This window comes from Kitasatospora sp. NE20-6 (assembly GCF_045862635.1).
This window is the reverse complement of record NZ_BPRL01000012.1, coordinates 156,878-178,987: the sequence shown is the minus strand read 5'-3', so window position 1 is coordinate 178,987 and position 22,110 is coordinate 156,878. Positions and strand designations below refer to the sequence as shown.

Sequence of the window (22,110 nt, the reverse complement as noted above, 5' to 3'; positions counted from 1 at the left end):
CATGCCGAGAATCCTGCCGGTGACGGCCGACGTGCTCAGAGCAGTGGGCGCGGTCGGCGGAATCGCCCTGATCGTCGCCGGCACCTACGACAGCCGGTGGGTGCCGCTCCTCGGCTGTCTCGCCGTCGTCGCGCTCTCCACCACCGAGCTCGCCCTGGCCCGGATGCGGCGCTGGATGCGCGCGGCCGAGGACCGGACGGGACACCAGGAACCGCCCGGCACCCGGCCGGACGCCGCGGCGGCCCCCGCGCCCGCGCTCCCCGCCGCCGTCCGGGAGTCGCCCGCCGCCGCGGAGCCGCCCGCGGCCGGTGATCCGGAGGTGCCTGCGGCCGGTGATCCGGAGGCGCCGATCGGCGCGGACGCGCTGCTGCGGCTGCTGGAGGCCGTCCACCACGAGCTGCGCCACGCCCACGCGGCCGCCGACCGGGCCCAGGCCGACCTCGCCGACCTCAGCCGGGAGTGGAACGCCCTCGTGCAGGAGAGCATGACCCGCCGCCCCGCCGACCCGCCCGCCCGGATCCGGAGCGACTGACCCCGGCCGCCGTACGGGGGCGGTTCAGGGCTGCCCGACCGCCACCCCGAAGCCGCCCTCGGCGACCCGTACGTGCAGCTCCTCGCCCGCCGCCACCTGCGCCGGGTCGGTCACCACGGCACCGTCCGCCTTCCGGACCACCGCGTAGCCGCGCTGCAGGGTGGCGAGGGGGGAGAGGGCGACCACCCGGGCCAGGGTGTGGCCGAGGTCCGTCTGCGCGTGGTCGAGACGGTGGCCCAGCACCCGCCGCGCGCGGTCCAGCAGCGCGGCCACCTCGTCGGCCCGGCCGTCCACCAGCCGCTGCGGCGCGGCGAGGACGGGCCGGCTGCGCACCGCGGCCAGCCCGTGCAGCTCGCGGTCCACCCGGCCGGTCACGGAGCGCCGGGCGCGGTCGCGCAGCTGGCGCACCCGGGCGAGTTCCTCGCCGACGTCCGGCACCACCCGCTTGGCGGCGTCGGTGGGGGTGGAGGCGCGGAGGTCGGCGACCCAGTCGAGCAGCGGCTGGTCGGGTTCGTGGCCGATCGCGCTGACGACCGGGGTCCGGGCGGCCGCGACGGTGCGCACCAGCTCCTCCGAGGAGAACGGCAGCAGGTCCTCGACGCTGCCGCCGCCGCGCGCCACCACGATGACGTCGACCCCGGGGTGCTCGTCCAGCTCGCGGACGGCCGCGGCGACCTGGCCGGCCGCGGCAGGGCCCTGCACCAGGACGTTCCGCACCTCGAACCGGACCGCGGGCCAGCGCCGGCGGGCGTTCTCCAGCACGTCGCGCTCGGCCGCCGAGCCGCGGCCGGTCACCAGGCCCACGCAGTGCGGCAGGAACGGCAGCGGGCGCTTGCGCTCCGCGTCGAAGAGCCCCTCCGCGCCGAGCTTCCGCTTCAGCTGCTCCAGCCGGGCGAGCAGCTCGCCCAGGCCGACCAGCCTGATCTCCGTGGCCCGCAGCGACAGCGTGCCGCGGGCCGTGTACCACTCGGGCTTCGCGTGCAGGACGACCCGCGAGCCCTCCTGCACGGCCTCCGCGACCTGTTCGAACACCGATCGGAAGCACGTGACGGTGAGCGAGACGTCGCGTTCGGCGTCGCGCAGGGTCAGGAACACCATTCCCGCCCCCGGGCGGCGGTTCAGCTGCGCGATCTGCCCCTCCACCCAGATCTCGCCCAGCCGGTCGACCCACCCCCCGATCAGGGCGGACACCTTGCCGACCGACACGGGCGCCTCGGGAGAGCTGCTGTTCGCCATGGGTACGAGGCTAGCGCCGCCCGGTGACGGCGGGCGGCCGCTCCGCGGTGCCGCCGTCCGGCGCGCGGGGCCGGGGGTCGGACGCCGCGGCAGGGCGCCCGTACGATGGGGCCATGTCCACCAGTGCTCAGCGCCGTGTCCTGCTCGCCGCCCCCCGGGGCTACTGCGCGGGCGTCGACCGCGCCGTGATCGCCGTGGAGAAGGCCCTGGAGCAGTACGGGGCGCCGATCTACGTCCGCAAGCAGATCGTCCACAACAAGTACGTCGTGCAGACCCTGGAGAGGAAGGGCGCGATCTTCGTCGACGAGACGGAGGAGGTGCCCGAGGGCTCGATCGTCGTCTTCTCGGCCCACGGCGTCGCGCCGTCCGTGCACGACGAGGCCAAGATCGGCAAGCTCGCCACGGTCGACGCCACCTGCCCCCTGGTGACCAAGGTCCACAAGGAGGCCGTGCGCTTCGCCGAGGAGGACTACGACATCCTGCTCGTCGGCCACGAGGGCCACGAGGAGGTCGTCGGCACCATGGGCGAGGCACCGGACCGCATCCACCTGGTGGACGGGGCCGAGGACGTCGCCAACGTCAAGGTGCGCGACGAGTCCAAGGTCGTCTGGCTCTCCCAGACCACCCTGTCGGTCGACGAGACCATGGCCACCGTCGGGGAGATCAAGAAGCGCTTCCCGCTGCTGGTCTCCCCGCCCAGCGACGACATCTGCTACGCCACCCAGAACCGCCAGGTCGCCGTCAAGCAGCTGGCGCCGGAGGCCGACCTGCTGATCGTCGTCGGCTCCAGGAACTCCTCCAACTCCGTCCGCCTCGTCGAGGTCGGCCTGGAGTACGGGGCCCGGGCCGCCCACCTGGTCGACTTCGCCGACGAGATCGACGAGGCCTGGCTGGAGGGCGTCACCACCGTCGGCCTCACCAGCGGCGCCTCCGTGCCCGAGGTGCTCGTCGACGGCGTGCTGGAGTTCCTCGCCGCGCGCGGCTACGCCGACGTGGAGACGGTCAAGACCGCCGAGGAGCACCTGGTCTTCTCACTGCCGAAGGAGCTCCGCCGCGACCTGCGCGCGGAGGCCGCCGGCAAGCTCTGACGCACCCGTGGAGCCCGGGACCGCACCGCGGTCCCGGGCTTCACGCCGTTCCGGGCGGGTAACAGAGCGTGCATGGGCGATCGGCGGGCGGGCAGGGCCGTGGCCCCGGTAGGTTCTGTACACAGGCTGTGGACGACGGAGGGCGTGGCCATGACGACGGTTTTCGGTGTGGACATCGGGGGCTCGGGCATCAAGGGCGCCCCGGTCGACCTCGAACGCGGCACTCTCGCGCAGGAACGGCACAAGGTGCTGACCCCGCACCCCGCCTCGCCGCAGGCCGTGGTCGAGGCCGTCTGCGAGGTCGTCCACCACTTCGGCCACCGCGGGCCGGTCGGCCTGACCTTCCCCGGCGTGGTCGTCGGCGGCCGCACCCGCACCGCCGCCAACGTCGACAAGGACTGGATCGGCCTCGACGCCGAAGGGCTGTTCCGCGAGGCCCTCGACCTGCCCGCCACCCTCGTCAACGACGCCGACGCCGCCGGCCTCGCCGAGGTCGCCCACGGCGCCGGGCGCGGCCACGGCGGCACCGTCCTGATGCTCACCTTCGGCACCGGCATCGGCAGCGCCCTCTTCGTCGACGGCGCGCTCGTGCCCAACACCGAGCTCGGCCACCTGGAGCTGCGCGGCAAGGACGCCGAACGCCGGGCCTCCTCGGCGGCCAAGGAACGCCACGAACTCTCCTGGGCCGAGTGGGCCGAACGCGTCGACGAGTACCTCGACCTGGTGGAGATGCTGTTCTCGCCCCAGCTCGTCATCGTCGGCGGCGGGGTGAGCCGCAAGCACGAGAAGTTCCTGCCGCTGCTCCGCCGCCGCCAGGCCGACGTCGTCCCGGCCGAACTGCGCAACGACGCGGGCATCGTCGGCGCGGCGATGGCCGCGGTCAAGGCCGGCTGAGACGGACCCCCGGACCGTCCGGCGGTCCGGGGGCCGGGGGTCCGGCCGGGCCCGGCGGTCAGCGGGCCCGGCGGATGCGCCGCTGGGCCACGAACCGGGCCGCGACGATCGCCGCCGCCAGGCCCGTCCCGGCGAACAGCCAGCCGGCCCGCACCGCCAGCCCGCTCGCCAGCGCCATCACACGGCCGGTCACCCCGGACGCGGGCACCGGCGCCAGCACGGCCAGCGCCAGCGCGAACGCGATCGGCCCGCTGATCGGCGCCGCCGGCAGGTCGGGCAGCCGCACCCGCACGGCCAGCTGGAAGCAGACCACCAGGTAGCCGAGGCCGAACAGCACACCGAGACCGCCGAAGACCAGCCGGTCGAGGCCGGCGACGAGCAGGGTGCCGACCGCCGCGGCGACGGCCGTGCCGACCGCCGTCAGCCGGGCCGGACGCCCGGTCGGAGACGTGCCGCGGCCTGCCCACGGCAGCCGCAGCCGGGGCGCGGACGCGCTGCCGGAGGCCGTCCGCAGCCGCGAGTCGGCGGGCGCGGCGGGCGCCGGGACGGCGGCCCGGTCGGTGCCGCTCGCCGGGGGCCGCCGCCGGGGGCCTGGCGTCTGGGTACGGGTGCTCTGCTGCTCCACCCACCCAACGTACGGTCAGATCATCGCCACAGTGTGTAATGCGGGAATTCCCGTTCGCGCGTGTCCGCCGGCCCACCGGGTCGTCCACGATCGACGCAGCCCCCGGGCCGCGGCGGCGGCCTTCCCGTCCGGGCGGGCCGGACGGGCCCCGTAGACTGGGGGATCGGCCACCACCGGTGCCGCTCCATGCCCTCCAAGCCCACGGGACATCGCTTCATGTCGCTCACGATCGGAATCGTCGGCCTGCCGAACGTCGGCAAGTCGACCCTGTTCAACGCCCTGACCAAGAACGACGTGCTGGCGGCCAACTACCCGTTCGCCACCATCGAGCCCAACGTCGGCGTCGTCGGCGTCCCGGACGTCCGGCTGGCCAGGCTCGCCGAGATCTTCGGCTCGCAGCGGATCCTCCCGGCGACGGTGGACTTCGTCGACATCGCCGGCATCGTCCGCGGCGCCAGCGTGGGCGAGGGCCTGGGCAACAAGTTCCTTGCGAACATCCGTGAGTCCGACGCGATCTGCCAGGTCATCCGCGCCTTCGTCGACCCCGACGTGGTGCACGTCGACGGCAAGGTCTCGCCGAAGGACGACATCGAGACCATCAACACCGAGCTGATCCTCGCGGACCTCCAGTCCATCGAGAAGGTGATCCCCCGCCTCCAGAAGGAGGCCCGCCTGAAGAAGGAGTCGGCGGCCACCCTGGCGGCCGCCGAGGCCGCCCAGAAGATCCTGGAGACGGGCAAGACCCTCTTCGAGGCCGGCTTCGACGCCTCCTCGGTCCGCGAGCTGCACCTGCTCACCACCAAGCCCTTCCTCTACGTCTTCAACGTCGACGAGGACGAGCTCACCGACGAGGAGTTCAAGGACGCCCAGCGCGCCCTCGTCGCCCCCGCCGAGGCGATCTTCCTCAACGCGAAGATCGAGTCCGAGCTGATCGGCATGGACGAGGACGAGGCGCTGGAGCTCCTCCAGTCGATGGGCCAGGAGGAGACCGGCATGGCCACCCTCGGCCGCGTCGGCTACGAGACCCTCGGCCTGCAGAGCTACCTGACGGCCGGCCCGAAGGAGACCCGGGCCTGGACGATCAAGAAGGGCGCCACCGCCCCCGAGGCCGCCGGAGTCATCCACACCGACTTCCAGAAGGGCTTCATCAAGGCCGAGATCGTCTCCTTCGACGACCTCGTGGCGACCGGCTCGATCGCCGAGGCCCGCTCCAAGGGCAAGGCCCGCATCGAGGGCAAGGACTACGTCATGCAGGACGGCGACGTGGTGGAGTTCCGCTTCAACGTGTGACGAGCCGCCAGGAGGCTTGCGGGGCCTGCCGGCTTGGCCGGCGGGCCCCGCGGCGTCGCCGGGTCAGCTCTCGTAGTGGTAGCGGCACTGGGCGATCAGGACCGAGTCGTCGGTGACCTTGTAGATCAAGCGGTGCTCGTCGTTGATCCGACGTGACCAGTAGCCCTGGAACCCGTGCTTGAGCGGTTCCGGCTTGCCGATCCCTTCATTGCCGTTGCGTGCGACATCGGCAATGAGCGCGTTGATCCGCTTGAGGGTCTTGCGATCCTGGGCCTGCCACCACAGGTAGTCCTCCCAGGCCCGGGAGGCAAAGGTGATCTTCACTCCGGGTCCGCCAGTTCGCGCACGGTCCCGCCCCCGTTCTCCAGTTCCTCGATCGAGGCGAGGAGGCGGCGTGCGTTCGCGGGGCTGCGGAGCAGGTAGGCGGTCTCCTTGAGGGACTCGTAGTCCTCCAGGGAGACGATGACCACCGGCTCGCGTCCGGCGCGAGTGATCACTATCTCCTCGCGGTCGTCCGTGACCGCGTTGAGCACCTCGGCGTACCGTGCACGGGACTCCGAATAGGTCATCGTCTTCATGGTCAGCTCCCTCTGCGTACAAGAAACTGTACGTTCATGGCGGGGTGTCGGCAAGCGTCAACGGGTGCTCGGCCGTGGGACGAAAGGCATCTCGTCGAGCACGAGGTGTCCGCAGCAGGGGCGGGGGGCCGGTGGTCCGCAGGACACCCGTGAGCGACCGTCCGGCTCCGCCGCAGGTCAGGATCGGATGGCGGACGTTCCGCTTCGGCGTGTGACGCGTCCGGCGGTGGGCGGCCCGCTCACGGGACGATGTTGTGGTTGACGCGGAACAGGTTGCCCGGGTCGTAGGTGCGTTTGACCTGCACGAGGCGGTCGTAGCTGGCGCCGTAGTTGGCGGGGGCCCGGTGCTGGTCGTCCTCGGACATGAAGTTGACGTAGCCGGCGTCGGAGGAGTGCGGGGCGATCGCCGCGTGGTAGCCGCGGACCCAGGCGGTGTTGGCGGGGGCGTCGGCGGGGTCGGGTCCGGCGCCGACGATCACGGTGGCGAAGGTGGCGTCGCGGTGGGCGAAGGCGGTGGCGTCCGGGGCGACGCGGTGGCAGGCGCCGTTGATCGGGTAGACGTGGCAGGTGGAGTTGACGGTCGGTACGCGGGGCCCGTGCTCCAGGTGGGCGGCGATGGCGCCGTCGGTGAGCTCCTCGGCGTACGTGCCCTTCCAGTAGTGGTGGAGGCCCGGGGGCAGCAGGGCGTCGAAGGCGCTGTTGATCACCGGGTACGGCATCGGCCCGACCATCTCGGCGACGGACGGGGCGACCTCGCGCAGCGGGCGGAACGCGGCCTCGGCGTCCTCCGGCGGCCCGGCCCAGCAGAGCACCGCGAGGGCGAAGGTGTCACCGTGCCGGTCGGCCGGGATGAACGGCAGCGGCGGCGCGATCTGGAAGCCGGGGAAGGCGCCGAGGTCCTCGGGCGCCTCGGGGATGTACTCGCGGAAGCGCCGCAGGAGGGCCTCGGCGTGCTCCAGCTCGAAGAGGACGGGGCCGGCGACGACGTCCTTCACCGGGCTCAGCCGGAACTCGAACGAGGTGACGACGCCGAAGTTGCCGCTGCCGCCGCGCAGCGCCCAGAAGAGGTCGGGCTCCTCCGTGGCGCTGACCACGTGCAGGGTGCCGTCGGCGGTGACGACGTCCGCGGACAGCAGGTTGTCGCAGGTCAGGCCGAGTTTGCGGCTGAGGTAGCCGAAGCCGCCGCCGAGGGTCAGGCCGCCGACGCCGGTGGTGGAGATGATGCCGCCGGTGACCGCGAGACCGAAGGCGTGGGCGGCGCTGTTCAGGTCGGCCAGGGTGGCGCCGCCGTCGACGCGGGCGGTGCGGCGTACCGGGTCGACGCGCACGCCGCGCATCCCGCCGAGGTCGGCGACCACGCCGTCGTCGCAGGTGCCGTAGCCGGGGACGCTGTGCGATCCGCCGCGGACGGCCAGCGGCAGGCCGTTGCGCCGGGCCGCGTCGACGGCGGCGATCACGTCGCCCGCGTGGGCGCAGCGCACGACGGCGGCCGGCTTGCGGTCGATCATCGCGTTGTAGACCTTGCGGGCCTCGTCGTAGCCGGCGTCACCGGGTCCGGTGACCGTGCCGTGCACCCTGGCCGCCAGTTCCTCGATCGTCCCTGTGCTCATCGCACCCGCTCCTGACCGTGCGGTCCCCCTGGGCCGGCCCGGTGCGGTTCTTCGAGCCGACGGTGACCGGTCGGCCTTCCGTTCCACGCTACGCCGGGTGGCGGGGGCGGCCCACCGGTGGCGGGCCTCCTGGCGGGCGGTGCCGGGACGGGGCGGCGGCCGGGTCAGGCGTGGGTGAGGACGAGCTGCAGGGAACCGTCCGGCTGCGGGGTGACGGCGACCTGCTCCAGGCTCGCGACGTGCCAGGTGGCGGGGTGGGCGGTGGCCCGCTCGCCGATGCCGACGACGCGCATGCCGGCGGCGAGCGCGGCGGTGATGCCGGCCTCGGAGTCCTCGAAGGCGATGCAGTCGCCGGGGGCGAAGCCGAGTGCGGCCGCGCCCTTGAGGAAGCCCTCCGGGTCGGGCTTGCTGGCGCCGACCGAGCCGGCGGTGATCAGGGTGTCCGGCAGGGGGAGCCCGGCGGCACCCATGCGGGCGCGGGCGAGGGCCTCGTCGGCGGAGGTCACCAGGGCGTGCGGGTGGCCGGCGAGTGCCGCGAGGAACCCGGGGGCGCCGGGTATCGGGACGACGCCGTACGTGTCGGCGGTCTCCTCTTCGAGGATGCGGCGGTTCTCGGCGAGGTTGATCTCCATGGGCCGGTCGGGCAGCAGCAGGGCCATGGTGAGGTGGCCCTGGCGTCCGTGGACGACGGACATCACCGCGTCGCCTTCGAGGCCGTGCCGTGCCCCCCAGCGGCGCCAGCAGCGCTCGACCACGGCGTCCGAGTTGACGAGGGTGCCGTCCATGTCGAGCATCAGGGCGCTGGTGGTGGTCGTGGCGACGGGCATGCGATCTCCTCCGGGCGACTGGGTTTGTCACACCAGGATACGAAATTGCCGGACCCTTCGGGTGGGGACGCCGGTCACACCGGCCCGGAGGGCCCCAGCAGGTGCGCGTTGACCGCCCGGGCGCGGGCCGCCAGCTCCGGCAGCTCGACGACCTCGACGCCGGCCCCGGCCAGCAGGGCGGTGCCCTGGCAGGCCTGGACGAACAGGTCGGGCTCGCGCCAGGCCACGACCACCCGCGGCACCCCGGCCGCGATGATGAGCTGCGCGCAGGTGCGCGGCCGGGAGGCGCGCTGCCCGCAGGGTTCGAGCGAGCTGTAGACGGTGGCGGTGCGCAGCCGGGGGTCGCCGGCGGGCAGCTTGGCCAGCGCGGCCTCCTCGGCGTGGTCGTGCGCGTCGGCCTCGCGGCTCCAGCCCTCGGCGAGCACCTCGCCGTCGGCGCCGACGACCACCGCCCCGACGGAGAACGCCGTCGCGGAGGGCGGGCAGCGCTCGGAGAGTTCGACGGCGCGGGCCAGCCAGTGCAGGTCGCGGGAGGGTTCGGGGCCGGTCACGGCGTCGACTCCTTCGGGGCGTAGCGGATCAGCACGACGTCGCCCACCGTACGCGCCTCCAGGAGCCGCATCCGGCGGGTGGGCCCGCCGGGGTACGCGGCGTCGCCGAGGAAGCGGGGCGCGTCGGCCTGGCCGACCACCAGGGGGGCCAGGGCGAGCTGGAGTTCGTCCGCGAGTCCCTCGGCGAGGAAGCGGGTGTGCACGCTGCCGCCGCCCTCGACCATGAGCCGCCGCACGCCGCGGGCGCCGAGGTCGTCGAGCAGGGCGCCGAGGCCGACCTCGGGGCCGAGCGCGACGACGTCGGCGAGGCCGTCGAGCGCGGTGCTCAGCCGGGGGGCGGCGGTGTCGGTGGTGTAGACGGCCTTGGCGCCGCCGGTGTGCCAGAAGTTGAGGCCGGGGGAGAGGTCGCCGCTCGCGCTGAGGGTGACCTTGAGCGGGTACGCGGGGCGGCCGTCGGCGACCCGGGCGGCGCGCCGGGCCGGGGAGTTGACGAGCAGCCGGGGGTTGTCGCGGCGCAGGGTGTTGCCGCCGACGAGCAGGGCGTCGCAGCGGGCCCGTTCCTCGTCGACCCGGTCGAAGTCGTCGGGTCCGGAGAGCAGCAGCCGGTCCGGGGAGGCGTCGTCGAGCCGGCCGTCGACGGAGACGGCGGCGCTCAGCAGGACGTACGGGCGGCTGGGCACGGAAGGGGTCCTCTCGGTCGGCTGCCGCCCACGGTACGCCGGGGGAACGCTTTCGAACGGCGCCGTTCGCCGTCCGGCCCGGTGCCGTAGGGGCGGCGTTCGCCGACGGCCCCGACGCTGGTCCGGACCACGCACCCCCCGTCGAAGGGCCCACCCCCGTGTCCCGTCACCGCTCGCTCGCGCTCGCCTCGGCCGTGCTCGTGCTTGCAGCCGTCCCGGTCGCCGCCGTCCCCGCGTCGGCCGCCAGTTACGGCACGCCCACCATCTCCCTCTCGGCCTCCTACCTGTCGGGTGCGGTCGGTGCGACCGGAGACCCGACGGTCACCGTGACCGTCGCGCAGAGCGGTGCGGACGTCTCCGCGCTGACGGTCGCGGCGAGCGCGACGAGCAAGAGCTCGGTCGCCCAGACCGGCGACGTCACCGTCACCGGGACGACCGGCGCCCGCACGCTGAAGGTCGCGGCGCGCGGCGTCGGCTACACCAACCTGACGATCAAGGTCACCGGGCTGGGCGGCAAGACGGCCACCAAGACGCTGTCCTACGCGGCGTCGCCCGCCGTGCAGTACTCCGCGGACGCCCGCTACCTGACGGGCTCCAGCGACGCCTCCGCCGCGGTGGACGCGGGCGGCGGCTACATCGTGGTCGCCGACGACGAGTCGAACGTGCTGCGGCTCTACGACCGCAACAACTCGGGTGCGCCGGTGAAGACCTGGGACTTCACCTCCTCGCTGGGCGTCTCCAAGGAGGTCGACATCGAGGGCGCGACCCGGGTCGGCAACACGATCTACTGGACGGGCTCGCTGGGCAACAACAAGGACGGCGAGATCAAGGCCGACCGCAACACCGTCTTCACCACGACGATCAGCGGCTCCGGTGCCTCCACCCAGCTCACGTACGGCGGCAGGTACAAGAGCCTGCGCGAGGACCTGATCGCCTGGGACAAGGCCAACGGCAACCGGTTCGGCTTCGCGGCGGGTGCCGCGTCCGGCGAGGTGCCGAAGCAGATCGACGGCTTCAACGTCGAGGGCCTGGAGTTCGCCCCGGGTTCGACGACCACGGCGTTCGTGGGCTTCCGCGCGCCGCTGGTGCCGCCGGCCAGCGGCGGCAAGGCGCTGATCGTGCCGGTCACCAACTTCAACCAGCTGCCCGGCGGTTCGGTGCACGCCGCGTTCGGCACGCCGATCACCCTGGACCTCGGCGGCCTGTCGATCCGCGACATCCGCAAGAACGCGGCCGACCAGTACCTGATCGTCGCCGGCTCCTGGGCCGCGGACGACAACTCCGACCCGTACGCGCTCTACCGCTGGACGGGCCTGGCCGCGGACGCCCCCGTGAAGGTGAAGGACCTGCCGACCACGGACGCGGGCGGCTGGGAGGCCGTCGTCGACGTGCCGGACCTCTCCGTCTCCGGCGCCCGGGTGCAGGTCATCACCGACGACGGTTCGGCCGACCTCTACAACGACGGCACCGAGGCCAAGGACCTGACCCACGCGGAGTGGAAGAAGTCCCGCTCGACCTGGTTCACGCTCGGCTGACCCGGCGTTCCCGCCCGCAGGCCCGTCCCGGCTCCGGCCGGGGCGGGCCTGTCCGCGCGCGGTCGTGCCCCGGGCCGGGACGGCCCCTGCGGGCCGTGCGGTCAGCCGGTGCGCGGCGGCAGCGGCAGGGGGAGGGCGGGCAGCCCGTCGATGCTGGTGGCGACGTGGTCCTTGCCCTCGCAGTAGGCGGAGAACTCCTCGTCGCTCTTGCGGGCGAAGTAGTCCGCGTGCAGGCTGCGTTCGCCGCGGTAGTCCATGAACGGCACGGCGAAGCCGCAGGAGTCGCTGATCCGGTCCGCGTGCACCAGCACGACGGCCCGCAGGGCGGGGCCGTCCGCGGCGGGGTCGAAGTGTCCGATCAGCCCGGCGAACCGCGGGTCGTCGCGGAACACCGCCTCGCCGTGGCCGTGCACCCGTACGACGGTCGGCGGGCCGTCGAAGGCGCACCACATGAGGGTGATCCGGCCGTTCTCCCGCAGGTGGGCGATGGTCTCGGCGTGGCTGCCGCCGAAGTCGAGGTAGGCGAGGGTCCGGTCGTCCAGGACGGCGAGCGTGCCGGCCCGGCCCTTGGGGGACAGGTTGACGTGCCCGTCCCCGGCGAGCGGGGCCGTGGCGGCGAAGAAGACCGGCTGGTTCCCGATGAACGTGCGCAGACGTCCGTCGATGCGTTCGTACGTCTTTCCCATGGTGCCGATTGTCGTCGCACCACCCTTCCGGGGGCGAGCCCGACGGCTCATCATCTTGCCATTCGAGACGAGATTTCTCGACAAGCGAGACGGGGCGTACGGTCGGTGCACCCCGAGAGGAGCCGTTCATGACGAACCGTCGGACCGCCTACACCCACGGCCACCAGGAGTCCGTCCTGCGCTCGCACCGCAGCCGGACCGTGGCCGACTCCGCCGCCTACCTGATCCCCGAACTCCGCCCCGGGCAGCGGCTCCTGGACGTCGGCTGCGGACCCGGCACGATCACCGCGGACCTGGCCGCCCGGCTGGGCCCCGAGGGCCGCGTCACGGCCGTCGACACCTCCGCCGAGGTGCTCGCCGAAGCCGCCGCGCACGCCGCCGGACTCGGCGTGGACACCGTCGTCTTCGAGGTCGCCGACATCCACCGGCTGCCGTACGCCGACGGCGCGTTCGACGTCGTGCACGCCCACCAGGTCCTCCAGCACGTCGCCGACCCCGTGGCGGCGCTGCGCGAGATGCGCCGGGTCACCGCCCCCGGCGGGGTCGTCGCCGTCCGCGACGCCGACTACGCGGCCATGGCCTGGTACCCGCAGCTGCCGGAACTCGACACCTGGCTGTCGCTCTACCGCCGGATCGCCCGGCTCAACGGCGGCGAGCCCGACGCCGGACGCCGCCTGGCCGCCTGGGCGCGCGCCGCCGGCTTCACCGACCTCACCGCCGGATCCGGCACCTGGACCTTCGCCGGCCCCGAGCGCCGCACCTGGTGGGGGGAGACCTGGGCCGAGCGCACGGAGCGGTCGGCCACCGCCGCCACCGCGGTGGCCGAGGGCCTCGCCACCGCCGAGGAGCTGGCGGCCGTCGCCGACGGCTGGCGCCGCTGGGCCGCCGACCCGGACGGCTGGTTCGCGGTGCTCCACGGGGAGCTGCTCGCCCGCCGGTGACGCCCGCCGGTGACGCCCGTCCGGACCCCGGGCCCGGGTCCGCGTCCGCACCCGCGTCCGGGCGGCCGTCTTACCGCGCGTTAACCGCCGGCGTACCGCCCGGTAGCAAACCGCGCCTACCGTCGAACGCACGGGTCCGGCCTGTCCCCCACCGGGCCGGGCCCGTTACGGTGGCGCCATGGACGGCTACCGGGTGATGCGCCAGGACGACAACGGCAACCGCTTCCAGGTCGCCGACGGTCTCGGCCGGGCCGAGGCCGACACGCTCGCCGCCGAGTTCGAGGCCCGCGGGCACAAACAGCTCTACTGGGTCGAGGCAGGCCGTCCCCGCACCCCGCAGCCGCCCGCCGAGGAGCCCCGGTACGTCGTCGGCGGCGCCCTCCTGCACCGCGGCCGGGTGCTCGCCGCGCGCCGCAGCGGGCCGCCCGAGCTCGCCGGCTCGTGGGAGTTCCCCGGCGGCAAGGCCGAGCCCGGCGAGACCCAGGAGCAGGCCCTGGAGCGCGAGCTCGCGGAGGAGCTCGGGGTCCGCGCCCGCGCCCTGCGCCCGCTGCCCGGCCGCTGGGAGGTCCGGCCCGGCCTGGAACTCCGGATCTGGGCCGCCGAACTGCTCTCCGGCGAGCCCCGGCCCCTGCAGGACCACTCCGAACTGCGCTGGCTCGCCGCCCACGAGCTCGACGACCTCCCCTGGCTGCCGCACGACCGCGAGGTCCTCCCGCACGTCGCCGCCCTGCTCGCCGCGGGCTGACGGCCCCTTCCCGACCCCTTCCCGGCCCCGCCCGGGACCGCTGCCCTGCCCCTTCCGGGTGCCGGCGCTGCCGCGCGCCCGGGCCGCGCCGCGATTGCTCCACGTAGCGCAATCGCCGAAGACGGTCCCGCGCTGCCGGGATAGCCGCACATGTGGTGGGGTATGTCACAGTTCGGCAGAAATCGTCACGATCGGTGAGGCGCACCGGCGCCCTGCCGGACCACCCGTACCCGGCCGCGGCCGGGCACGCAGCCCACGAGCCGGAGGCCCCGTCGGTGTCGAGCACGGGAGACGGCGGGGGAGAGCGGCGGACCCGGCGCCTCCCCCGACGCGGAACGCAGCGCGCGGCCGCCCCCGGCGTGCCCGCCCGTCCCTCCCGGCCCGCCGGCAGCGCCTCCGCGCGGGCCCGCCTCCGCCGCGGCCCGGCCCGGCCGTCGGCCGACCGGCCGTCGCAGCGGCCGCCGCTCCGCGACGCCCCGGCCTCCGCCTCCGGCCGCGGCCGTCCGATCCTGCCGTTCCCCGGCACCCCGACGGCCGGCGCCAAGGTCGCCGAGCCGGCCCGCGGCAGCCTCTTCGACGTGGTGAAGGTCGCCATCGCGATCCTCGACACCTCCGGCCGCGTGGTGCTGTGGAGCCCCGCCGCGGAGGACATGCTCGGCTGGCCCAGCGAACTGCTCGTCGGCCGCAGCATCGACCAGCTGATCGGCGACGCCGAACTCGTCGGCCAGGCCCGCCAGGCCATCCAGGAGACCCTCCGGCAGGGCAGCTGGCACGGCATCACCCGCCTCGCCGACCGGGAGGGCGTGAGCGTGCCGGTGGAGGCCCGCATCTCCCTGCTCGTCGACGGCGACGGCACGCCCTTCCTCCAGGTGGCGCTGGCCGACGCCCGCACCGTCGCCGCGGTCGAGCGCGACCTCGCCGTCCGCGACGCCCTCTTCGAGCAGTCCCCGCTGGGCATCGCCGTCCTCGACACCGAACTGCGCTACACGGCCGTCAACCGCACCCTCGCCGAGATGAACGGCGTGCCGATGGAGGACCACGTCGGCCGCACCACCGGTGAGACCCTCCCCGAACGGGCCGCCGACGAGATCACCGCCATCCAGCGCCAGGTGCTCGCCACCGGCGAGCCGGTCATCGACGTCACCCTCGCCGCACCCGTCACCGCACGGGCCGGTTTCCGCTCCATCTCGTACAGCCGGATGACCGACCGGGCCGGACGCGTCCTCGGCATCTCCGGCACCGTCATGGACGTCACCGAGCGTTACCGCGCGGTCTCCAAGGTCGAGCACGCCCGCCGCCGGCTCTCCCTGCTGAACGAGTTCGGCTCCCGGATCGGCGACCTCCTCGACGCCTCCCGGATCGCCCAGGAGCTGGCCGGGGCGGTCGTCCCGCGGCTCGCCGACTACTCCGCGGTGATCCTCCTGCAGGCGGTCGCCCACGGCGACGACCTGCCCCGGCACGGCCACGACCGCCGCACCTCGCTGCTCCAGCTCGGCACCGCCTCCGTGCAGGACGGTCCCGAGGTCGAGGTGATGCTGCGCCGCGGCGCCCGCATCACCTTCACCGAGGAGTCCGCGTTCGGCCGGGTGCTGCGCACGGGCATCCCCGAACTCCTGACCGGCAAGGAGGAGTCCGAGGACCTCAGCTACCCGGGCGACCCCAAGACGCAGGCCGCCCAGGAGCTCGGCGTGCACTCCCGGCTGGTCGTGCCGCTGCGCGCCCGCGGCATCGTCATCGGCCTGCTGGTGGTCAGCCGGGCCGGCTACCGGGAGGGCTTCGACCGCGACGACCTGGCGTTCGCCGTCGAGCTCGCCGACCGGGCCGGCAGCTCGCTCGACAACGCCCGCCTCTACTCCCGCGAGCGCGCCGCCGCCCTCACCCTGCAGCGCACGCTGCTGCCGCAGCAGGTGCCGCAGCCCCCCGGCGTCGAGGTCGCCTACCGGTACGTCCCCGGCAGCAGCGGCACCGAGGTCGGCGGCGACTGGTTCGACGTCATCCCGCTGCCGGGCGACCGCACCGCCCTGGTGGTCGGCGACGTCATGGGCCACGGCCTGCGCGCGGCCGCGACGATGGGCCGGCTGCGCACCGCCGTCCGGGTGCTCGCCGCCCTCGACCTGCCGCCGGAGATCCTGCTGCGGCACGTCAACGAGCTGGCCGACGACCTCGCCCAGGGCCCCGACGAGGCGCTCCTCGCCACCTGCGTCTACGCCGTCTTCGACCCCGTCCGCCGGCGGCTGACGGTCACCAAGGCCGGCCACATCCCGCCGGTGCTGATCGTGCCCGCGGACGCCGACGGCCCGGCGCCGTCCGCGGGCGGCCCGCTGCCCGGCGGCACCGGCACGGTGCTGGACCTGCCGTCCGGGGCGCCGCTCGGCGTCGGCGGGGTGCCCTTCGAGTCGGTGCAGATGGACATTCCGGAGGGGGCGCTCCTCGCCCTGTGCACCGACGGCCTGGTGGAGTCCCGCGACAAGGACCTCGACGTCGGCCTCGGCCGGCTGATCGCCGTGCTGGAGCAGCCGTACGCCTCCATCCAGCAGGCCTGCGAGGCCGTGCTCGACACCATGGAGCAGGGCCGCGAGCCCGACGACGTGGCCCTGCTGCTCGCCCGGCTCAGCCACGGCGAGACGAACACCCCGACCGCCGGCTGGACCCTCCCCGCCGAGCCGACCGCCGTCTCCCGGGCCCGCCGCCTGGTGCGCGGCACGCTCGCCGAATGGGCGATGGAGCACCTCACCGACACCGCCGAGCTGCTCGTCAGCGAGCTGGTCACCAACTCCGTCCGGTACGCCAGCGCCCCCATCGGCGTGCGCCTCACCCTCGCCGACACCCTGCTCGTCGAGATCAGCGACCCGCTGCCCGACCCGCCCCGGGAGCGGCACGCCGCCGAGGCCGACGAGGGCGGCCGGGGGCTGGAGCTCGTCCGCCGCCTCGCCCTGCGCTGGGGCGCGCGCGCCGAGGGCATGGGCAAGGTCGTCTGGTTCGAGCTGCCGCTGGACGAGACCGAGGCCGACTGGACGCGCTAGGCCCCGGCCGGGCGCGCCCCGGCCCCGCTGGCGGCCACGCTCCGTCCCGACCCGGTCGCACCGGGGAGCGGCGGACGGCGCGGAGCGGTGCGGCCCGGCTACCCGGCGTGGCCGATGCGTCCGCACCGTGGTCGCGCGAAGGGCCGTGCGTATCCGCCCGATCGACCTGCCGCCCCTTCGGCCGGCCCGCCCGGCACCGTCCGGACGTCGCCGCGGGGGGTCGCCGCCCGGCGCGGACGGGCCGGGTGCGCGCGCCGTGTTCCGGGCTGGTGCTGATGACGTGTCATGTGATGAAATGCCCGAATCCACAAGATGTTTCGAGTCGCGTTGCGGCCCGTTCCTGCCATAACCGTGCACGGCGACACCATGGCCTGCGAGGCTCTTGACCTGGCCTGCCGATCCGTGCAGGCCAGGCCGGTTCGAACAGCAGCCGTCGGGTAAGGACCAGCGGGCGGGACTCCCCCGATTCGATGTTGTGATGCCCGGGGGCATGTGCGCCCGCGCCCGGATGATGAATACTCGGTCTTCTCGACATCCGGATGGGCACTGGTTGGAGGGGTCGGTCGGTTGAACAGCATCCCGGCGCCGCAGGCACCGAGCAGCAGCGGTCATGCCGCCGTGCCCGGCCAGCCCGGCGCACCCGGCGGCGAGGACGCCGTCCCGCGCGGCACCGCCGCGGGCTGGGGCCACGGCGGGCCCGGGTCGATCTACGACTACATCCGGGTCGCCACCTTCGCCATCGGCCCCGACGGCCGGATCAGCCAGTGGAGCACGCGCGCCGCCGAGTTCTTCGGGGTCCGCGCGGCGGACGCCCTCGGCGTCGACCCCGTCGCCGCCTTCGTCCCCCGCGACCTGTGGCAGCGCGGCCGCGCCCGCCTCGAACGCGTCCTCGACGGCGAGGAGTGGATCGGCACCGCGCCCTACCGCGACGCCCACGGCCAGGAAGGCCTCGCCGAGCTCTACCTGATGCCCTCCGACGGCCGGCCCGCCCCCGGCGCCACCTGCCTCGCCGTCGACGTCGGCCGCCTGCGCACCATCGAGGCCGGACTCCTCGCGGGCGAGGCCGTCATCGGCCAGGCCCCCACCGGTTTCTTCCTCTTCGACCCCGACCTGCGCCTGCAGCGCGTCAACGAGGCCTTCGCCGCCAGCGTCGGCCGCCCCGCGGCCGAACTCCCCGGCCTGCATCCCGCCGAGCTCTTCCCCGCAGGCGAGGCCGACCGGCTGCTCGTCGCCCTGCGCAAGGTGCTGGCCGGCGGCGACCCCATCCTCGACCTCCGCTTCAGCGGGGGAGCACCGGTCGGCGGCACCCGCGACGGCCGCCGCCGCTGGTCCATCGCGCTCTTCCGCCTCACCAGCCCCTCCGGCACCCCCATGGGCGTGGCCGGACAGGTCCAGGACGTCACCGGCCGGCACGTCGCCGAGCGCGAGGCCGCAGGCGTCCGCCGCAGCCTCGCCCTGCTCAACGAGGCCTCGACCCACATCGGCTCCACCCTCGACCTGGAGACCACCGCCAAGGAACTGCTGGACGTGATCGTCCCGCAGTTCTGCGACGTCGCCACCGTCGACCTGTACACCGCCCTGCTCTCCGGCGACTCCGGCCCGATGTCCGGCGGCCCCGGCCTGCTCGACGGCTCCGGCGAGCTGCGCCGCGTCGCCGTCTCCAGCATCGTCGGCGGCGCCTCCTCGGTGCTCGGCGCGGACGGCGGCGGCCACCCGGCCGTGCCCGTCGCCGAAGCCGGCGGCACCCTCTGTTACCCGCCCCGCTCCCCGCACGCCCGGGCCCTGCGCACCGGACGCAGCGTCGTGCCGCAGCCCGGCCCCGACCCGCTGCTGCGCTCGACCCTCGTCGTGCCGCTGGTCGCCCGCGACCAGGTCCTCGGCCTCGTCCAGCTGTCCCGCGCGATCGGCTCCGAGCCCTTCGACGCCCGCGACGTGGCCATCGCCGAGGAGCTCGTCTCCCGTGCCGCCGTCTGCGTCGACAACGCCCGCCTCTACCGCCGCGAGCACGAGCGCGCCCTGATCCTCCAGCGCAGCCTGCTGCCCCCGGGCAAGCCGCAGGCCACCGGCCTGGAGATCGCCCGCCGCTACCTGCCGAGCAACAACAACACCGAGGTCGGCGGCGACTGGTTCGACGTCATCCCGCTGCCCGGCAGCCGCACCGCCCTGGTGATCGGCGACGTCATGGGCCGCGGCCTGCGCGCCGCCGTCGCCATGGGCCAGCTCCGCACCGCCGTCCGCACCCTCGCCATGCTCGACCTCGACCCGGCCGAGGTGCTCGGCGCCCTCGACGAGATCGCCCGCGGTCTCGGCGGTGCCGACGACACCTCCGGCAGCCCCGGCGAGGGCATCTCCGAGGTGTACCTGGCCACCTGCGTCTACGCCGTCTACGACGCCGTCACGCAGCGCTGCGTCTTCGCCAGCGCCGGCCACCTGCCGCCGGTGCTGCTCGAACCCGGCAAGCCCGCCCGGATGCTCGACGTGCCGCCCGGCCTGCCGCTCGGCGTCGGCGGAGAGCCCTTCGAGGAGGTCGAGGAGACCCTGCCCGACGGCGCGGTGCTCGGCCTCTACACCGACGGCCTCGTCGAATCCCGCAAGCACCAGCTGGACGAGGGCCTGCGGGCCTTCCGCGCCGCGCTCACCCACGGCTCCCGCGATCTCGAACAGCTCTGCGACGAGGTGCTCGACGAGCTGATCCCGCACCACGGCGAGGACGACATCGCCCTGCTCATGGCCAAGATCGGGGCGCTGCCCGCCGACTCCGTCGGCGACTGGAGGCTCCCCCCGGAGCCGACCTCCGTCGGCCGGGCCCGCGAGAAGGCCTGCGACTGGCTGATCGGCCGCGGCCTCGACGAACTCGTCGACACCACCGAGCTGCTGGTCAGCGAGCTGGTGACGAACGCCCTGCGGCACGGCCGCGGCGAGATCAGGGTCCGGCTGCTGCACGACCGGACGGTCGTGTGCGAGGTCTGGGACGACGGCTACGCCCAGCCGCGGCAGCGCCGCGCCCAGGAGACCGACGAGGGCGGCCGCGGCCTCCAGCTCGTCAGCCTCCTCGCCGAGCGCTGGGGCAGCCGGCGCACCCCCAAGGGCAAGATCGTCTGGTTCGAACTGGCACTCTGACCAGGCGCTACGCCGCCCGGGTGGATCGTGCCGCCCGGGCGCCGTGTCGGACCCCGCCGTGCGCGCGGATGGCCTTCAGTGGGCGGCAGTCCCGGATCCCTCGGGCCGGCCGACACCCCTGACGGAGGAGCGCATGCGCGCCAGCCGAGCCGCAGACCGGACCGCCGCCGCGGCCGCCGTCCTCTGCCTGGCCCTCGCGGCCGCCGGCTGCACGGACGGTTCCCCCGCGGGCCCGGCCGCGTCCGACGTCACCGCGGCGGACCGCGCCCGGACCCGCGACGGCGGCACCGTGCGCTGGGCGGTCGACGACATCCCGGAGACCCTGAACGTCTACCGGCCCGGCGCCGGGGCGGACTCCGAACTCATCGCCCGGGCACTGCTGCCGAGCCTCTTCCGGATGGACGACCGGGGCCGCACCGCCCCCGACCCGGACTACCTCGCCGGGGCCGAGTCCACCCCGTCCGGCCGGAACCCGCAGAGCATCACCTACCGGCTCAACCCGGCCGCCGTGTGGAGCGACGGCTCCCCGCTCTCCGCCGCCGACTTCACCGCCCAGTGGAAGGCGCTCTCCGGCGCCGACCCGGCCTTCCACAGCGACCGGCCGGCCGGCTACGACGCCATCGCCTCCGTCTCCCAGGGCAGCGGGCCCGGCGAGGTCAAGGTCGTCCTGAAGCACCCGTACGCCGACTGGCGGGCGCTCTTCTCGCCGCTCTACCCGGCCGCCCGGACGGCCACCGCGGACGCCTTCGACGAGCCGCTCGACGGCGACTTCCGGACCTCCGCCGGCCCCTTCGTCCTCGACGCCTACGACCGCGAGGGCGGAAGCGCCCGGCTCGTCCGCAACCCCCGCTGGTGGGGCGAGAAGGCCAAGGCCGACGCGGTCGAGTTCGTGGCCGTCCCCGCGGCCGAGCGGCTCGACGCCCTGGCCCGCGGCGAGCTCGACATCGCGGCCGTCACCGCCTCCGTCGACCGGGCCGTGCCCGGCGGCACCGCCGACGCCGCCCCGCCGGACGCCGCCGCCATGGTCGAGGCCTCCGTGCACGCCCTGCGCCGCGCCGAGACCATCCCCGGGCTCACCCTGCACCGGGCCCCCGGCGCCGCCTTCACCCAGCTGACCCTGAACGCCGCCCGCGGACCGCTCGCCGACCAGGGCGTACGGCAGGCCGTCGCCCATGCCACCGACCGCCGCCGCACCGCCGAGGCCGCCCTCGTGCCGCTCGGTCTCGGCGCCGTACCGCTCGGCAACCACCTCCTGCTGGCCGGGCAGGACGGCTACCGCGACAACAGCGCCGCCCTCGGCACGACCGACGCCGCGACCCTGCTCGACCGGGCCGGCTGGAAGGCCGCCGACGGCAGGCGCACCAAGGACGGCAAGCCGCTCGCCCTCACCCTGGTCATCCCGGAGGGCTCCACCACCGCCCGCCGCACCGCCGACGCCCTCACCACCGACCTCGCCGCCGTCGGCATCGCGCTGACCTCGACGCCCGTGCCCGCGGACACCTTCGTCACCGACCGCCTCGACAAGGGCGACTTCGACCTCGCGCTCTTCTCCTGGCCCGCCACCGGCTACCCCGCCGAGTCCCGGGCGCTGTACGCCAAGCCGCAGCCCGGCCCGGACGGGCAGCCGCTCCCCGGCCGCAACTACGGCCGCACCGGCACCGCCGAGATCGACCAGCTCCTCGACCGGGCCTCCGCCGAGCTCGACCCGGCCGTCCGCACCGGCCTCCTCCAGCAGGCCGACGCCCGGCTCTGGCAGCTCGCCGACGTCGTACCGCTCTACCGGCGCCCCGAGCTGGTCGCCGTCCGCGAGGGCGTCGCCGGGGCCGGGGCGTACGGCTTCACCACCCCGCGCTACCAGGACGTCGGCTTCCGGACCGGGTGAGCCGGAGGGGACGGGCCGGGGCCCGCCGGGGCTTCCCGAAGGCCCTCCGGGACCTGCTCCGCGGGGGTCCGTCCGACCGGGGCCGACCCCCTCCGGCGGGGCCCTTCCTGTGATCTTGCACGCGGTGCCACCCGCCGTTTCGGCCTCAGAGGGCGGTTCCCCGTACCATAGGAGGAGCCGTGGCATGGTGTGCCCGGCGGGTGGACCGGTAGTAGCAGGCGGAACGGGCGGCGGCGATCGACATGGATCGCCAAGTCGGCGTCACGC

General features: G+C 74.7%; 17 protein-coding genes and 1 pseudogene. 10 read left to right on the top strand and 8 right to left on the bottom strand.

Annotated features, from left to right (window positions below; all coding sequences use genetic code 11):
* Position 1 precedes the first annotated feature (1 nt).
* On the top strand, positions 2 to 532 hold the full coding sequence (locus SNE206_RS13715) for a hypothetical protein (RefSeq protein ID WP_407913591.1): 531 nt from the start codon (positions 2 to 4) through the stop codon (positions 530 to 532).
* Between the two features lie 24 nt (positions 533 to 556).
* On the opposite strand, the gene xseA is transcribed toward SNE206_RS13715, so the two are convergent.
* On the bottom strand, positions 557 to 1,768 hold the full coding sequence (xseA, locus tag SNE206_RS13710) for an exodeoxyribonuclease VII large subunit (RefSeq protein WP_407913590.1): 1,212 nt from the start codon (positions 1,766 to 1,768) through the stop codon (positions 557 to 559).
* Between the two features lie 113 nt (positions 1,769 to 1,881).
* Between xseA and SNE206_RS13705 the strand changes: the two genes are divergently transcribed.
* Together SNE206_RS13705 and ppgK are read left to right on the top strand one after the other, a co-directional pair.
* Positions 1,882 to 2,856, top strand: a complete 975-nt coding sequence (locus SNE206_RS13705; protein ID WP_407913589.1) for a 4-hydroxy-3-methylbut-2-enyl diphosphate reductase — start codon at positions 1,882 to 1,884, stop codon at positions 2,854 to 2,856.
* Between the two features lie 150 nt (positions 2,857 to 3,006).
* A complete protein-coding gene (ppgK, locus tag SNE206_RS13700) occupies positions 3,007 to 3,750 on the top strand; it encodes a polyphosphate--glucose phosphotransferase (RefSeq protein ID WP_407913588.1) in 744 nt (247 codons plus the stop codon).
* A 58-nt stretch (positions 3,751 to 3,808) separates the two neighbouring features.
* Here the strand turns inward: ppgK and SNE206_RS13695 are convergent, their stop codons facing one another.
* The gene (locus tag SNE206_RS13695) at positions 3,809 to 4,375 is read right to left on the bottom strand and encodes a DUF6542 domain-containing protein (RefSeq protein WP_407913587.1); all 567 of its coding nucleotides are present in this window, start codon (positions 4,373 to 4,375) and stop codon (positions 3,809 to 3,811) included.
* Between the two features lie 216 nt (positions 4,376 to 4,591).
* Between SNE206_RS13695 and ychF the strand changes: the two genes are divergently transcribed.
* A complete protein-coding gene (ychF, locus tag SNE206_RS13690; protein WP_407913586.1) occupies positions 4,592 to 5,665 on the top strand; it encodes a redox-regulated ATPase YchF in 1,074 nt (357 codons plus the stop codon).
* 63 nt (positions 5,666 to 5,728) lie between these two features.
* Here the strand turns inward: ychF and SNE206_RS13685 are convergent, their stop codons facing one another.
* The 5 genes and pseudogenes from SNE206_RS13685 to SNE206_RS13665 form a co-directional block, all read right to left on the bottom strand.
* On the bottom strand, positions 5,729 to 5,989 hold the full coding sequence (locus SNE206_RS13685) for a Txe/YoeB family addiction module toxin (protein ID WP_407913585.1): 261 nt from the start codon (positions 5,987 to 5,989) through the stop codon (positions 5,729 to 5,731).
* Positions 5,986 to 6,243, bottom strand: a complete 258-nt coding sequence (locus SNE206_RS13680; RefSeq protein WP_407913584.1) for a type II toxin-antitoxin system Phd/YefM family antitoxin — start codon at positions 6,241 to 6,243, stop codon at positions 5,986 to 5,988. The genes SNE206_RS13685 and SNE206_RS13680 overlap by 4 nt, the downstream gene beginning before the upstream one ends.
* A 239-nt stretch (positions 6,244 to 6,482) precedes the next feature.
* Positions 6,483 to 7,853: an FAD-binding oxidoreductase gene (locus tag SNE206_RS13675; RefSeq protein ID WP_407913583.1), complete on the bottom strand. Its 1,371-nt coding sequence runs from the start codon at positions 7,851 to 7,853 to the stop codon at positions 6,483 to 6,485.
* Between the two features lie 164 nt (positions 7,854 to 8,017).
* Complete coding sequence (locus SNE206_RS13670) at positions 8,018 to 8,680, bottom strand: HAD-IA family hydrolase (RefSeq protein WP_407913582.1); 663 nt, start codon at positions 8,678 to 8,680, stop codon at positions 8,018 to 8,020.
* Positions 8,681 to 8,754: 74 nt separating this feature from the next.
* Positions 8,755 to 9,911, bottom strand: a pseudogene (locus SNE206_RS13665) (dihydrofolate reductase family protein).
* A gap of 158 nt (positions 9,912 to 10,069) precedes the next feature.
* On the opposite strand from SNE206_RS13665, the gene SNE206_RS13660 reads away from it, so the two are divergent.
* On the top strand, positions 10,070 to 11,446 hold the full coding sequence (locus SNE206_RS13660) for a DUF3616 domain-containing protein (RefSeq protein ID WP_407913581.1): 1,377 nt from the start codon (positions 10,070 to 10,072) through the stop codon (positions 11,444 to 11,446).
* Positions 11,447 to 11,547: 101 nt separating this feature from the next.
* On the opposite strand, the gene SNE206_RS13655 is transcribed toward SNE206_RS13660, so the two are convergent.
* Positions 11,548 to 12,132: a pyridoxamine 5'-phosphate oxidase family protein gene (locus SNE206_RS13655; protein ID WP_407913580.1), complete on the bottom strand. Its 585-nt coding sequence runs from the start codon at positions 12,130 to 12,132 to the stop codon at positions 11,548 to 11,550.
* 128 nt (positions 12,133 to 12,260) lie between these two features.
* Here SNE206_RS13655 and SNE206_RS13650 point away from each other — a divergent pair, with 128 nt between their 5' ends.
* From SNE206_RS13650 to SNE206_RS13630, 5 genes are all read left to right on the top strand, one after another.
* The gene (locus SNE206_RS13650; protein WP_407913579.1) at positions 12,261 to 13,073 is read left to right on the top strand and encodes a class I SAM-dependent methyltransferase; all 813 of its coding nucleotides are present in this window, start codon (positions 12,261 to 12,263) and stop codon (positions 13,071 to 13,073) included.
* A 178-nt stretch (positions 13,074 to 13,251) separates the two neighbouring features.
* On the top strand, positions 13,252 to 13,818 hold the full coding sequence (locus tag SNE206_RS13645) for a (deoxy)nucleoside triphosphate pyrophosphohydrolase (protein ID WP_407913578.1): 567 nt from the start codon (positions 13,252 to 13,254) through the stop codon (positions 13,816 to 13,818).
* A 194-nt stretch (positions 13,819 to 14,012) separates the two neighbouring features.
* Complete coding sequence (locus SNE206_RS13640; protein WP_407913577.1) at positions 14,013 to 16,841, top strand: SpoIIE family protein phosphatase; 2,829 nt, start codon at positions 14,013 to 14,015, stop codon at positions 16,839 to 16,841.
* Positions 16,842 to 17,408: 567 nt separating this feature from the next.
* A complete protein-coding gene (locus SNE206_RS13635; RefSeq protein ID WP_407913576.1) occupies positions 17,409 to 19,961 on the top strand; it encodes a SpoIIE family protein phosphatase in 2,553 nt (850 codons plus the stop codon).
* Between the two features lie 133 nt (positions 19,962 to 20,094).
* Positions 20,095 to 21,843, top strand: a complete 1,749-nt coding sequence (locus SNE206_RS13630; RefSeq protein WP_407913575.1) for an ABC transporter family substrate-binding protein — start codon at positions 20,095 to 20,097, stop codon at positions 21,841 to 21,843.
* The last annotated feature ends 267 nt before the right edge of the window (positions 21,844 to 22,110 follow it).

Bases quoted from the DNA above. Each gene is read 5' to 3' on its own strand.
- SNE206_RS13715 (WP_407913591.1), top strand. From the start codon at position 2: ATGCCGAGAATCCTGCCGGTGACGGCCGACGTGCTCAGAGCAGTGGGC.
- xseA (WP_407913590.1), bottom strand. From the start codon at position 1,768: ATGGCGAACAGCAGCTCTCCCGAGGCGCCCGTGTCGGTCGGCAAGGTG.
- SNE206_RS13705 (WP_407913589.1), top strand. From the start codon at position 1,882: ATGTCCACCAGTGCTCAGCGCCGTGTCCTGCTCGCCGCCCCCCGGGGC.
- ppgK (WP_407913588.1), top strand. From the start codon at position 3,007: ATGACGACGGTTTTCGGTGTGGACATCGGGGGCTCGGGCATCAAGGGC.
- ychF (WP_407913586.1), top strand. From the start codon at position 4,592: ATGTCGCTCACGATCGGAATCGTCGGCCTGCCGAACGTCGGCAAGTCG.
- SNE206_RS13680 (WP_407913584.1), bottom strand. From the start codon at position 6,243: ATGAAGACGATGACCTATTCGGAGTCCCGTGCACGGTACGCCGAGGTG.
- SNE206_RS13675 (WP_407913583.1), bottom strand. From the start codon at position 7,853: ATGAGCACAGGGACGATCGAGGAACTGGCGGCCAGGGTGCACGGCACG.
- SNE206_RS13670 (WP_407913582.1), bottom strand. From the start codon at position 8,680: ATGCCCGTCGCCACGACCACCACCAGCGCCCTGATGCTCGACATGGAC.
- SNE206_RS13655 (WP_407913580.1), bottom strand. From the start codon at position 12,132: ATGGGAAAGACGTACGAACGCATCGACGGACGTCTGCGCACGTTCATC.
- SNE206_RS13650 (WP_407913579.1), top strand. From the start codon at position 12,261: ATGACGAACCGTCGGACCGCCTACACCCACGGCCACCAGGAGTCCGTC.
- SNE206_RS13645 (WP_407913578.1), top strand. From the start codon at position 13,252: ATGGACGGCTACCGGGTGATGCGCCAGGACGACAACGGCAACCGCTTC.
- SNE206_RS13630 (WP_407913575.1), top strand. From the start codon at position 20,095: ATGCGCGCCAGCCGAGCCGCAGACCGGACCGCCGCCGCGGCCGCCGTC.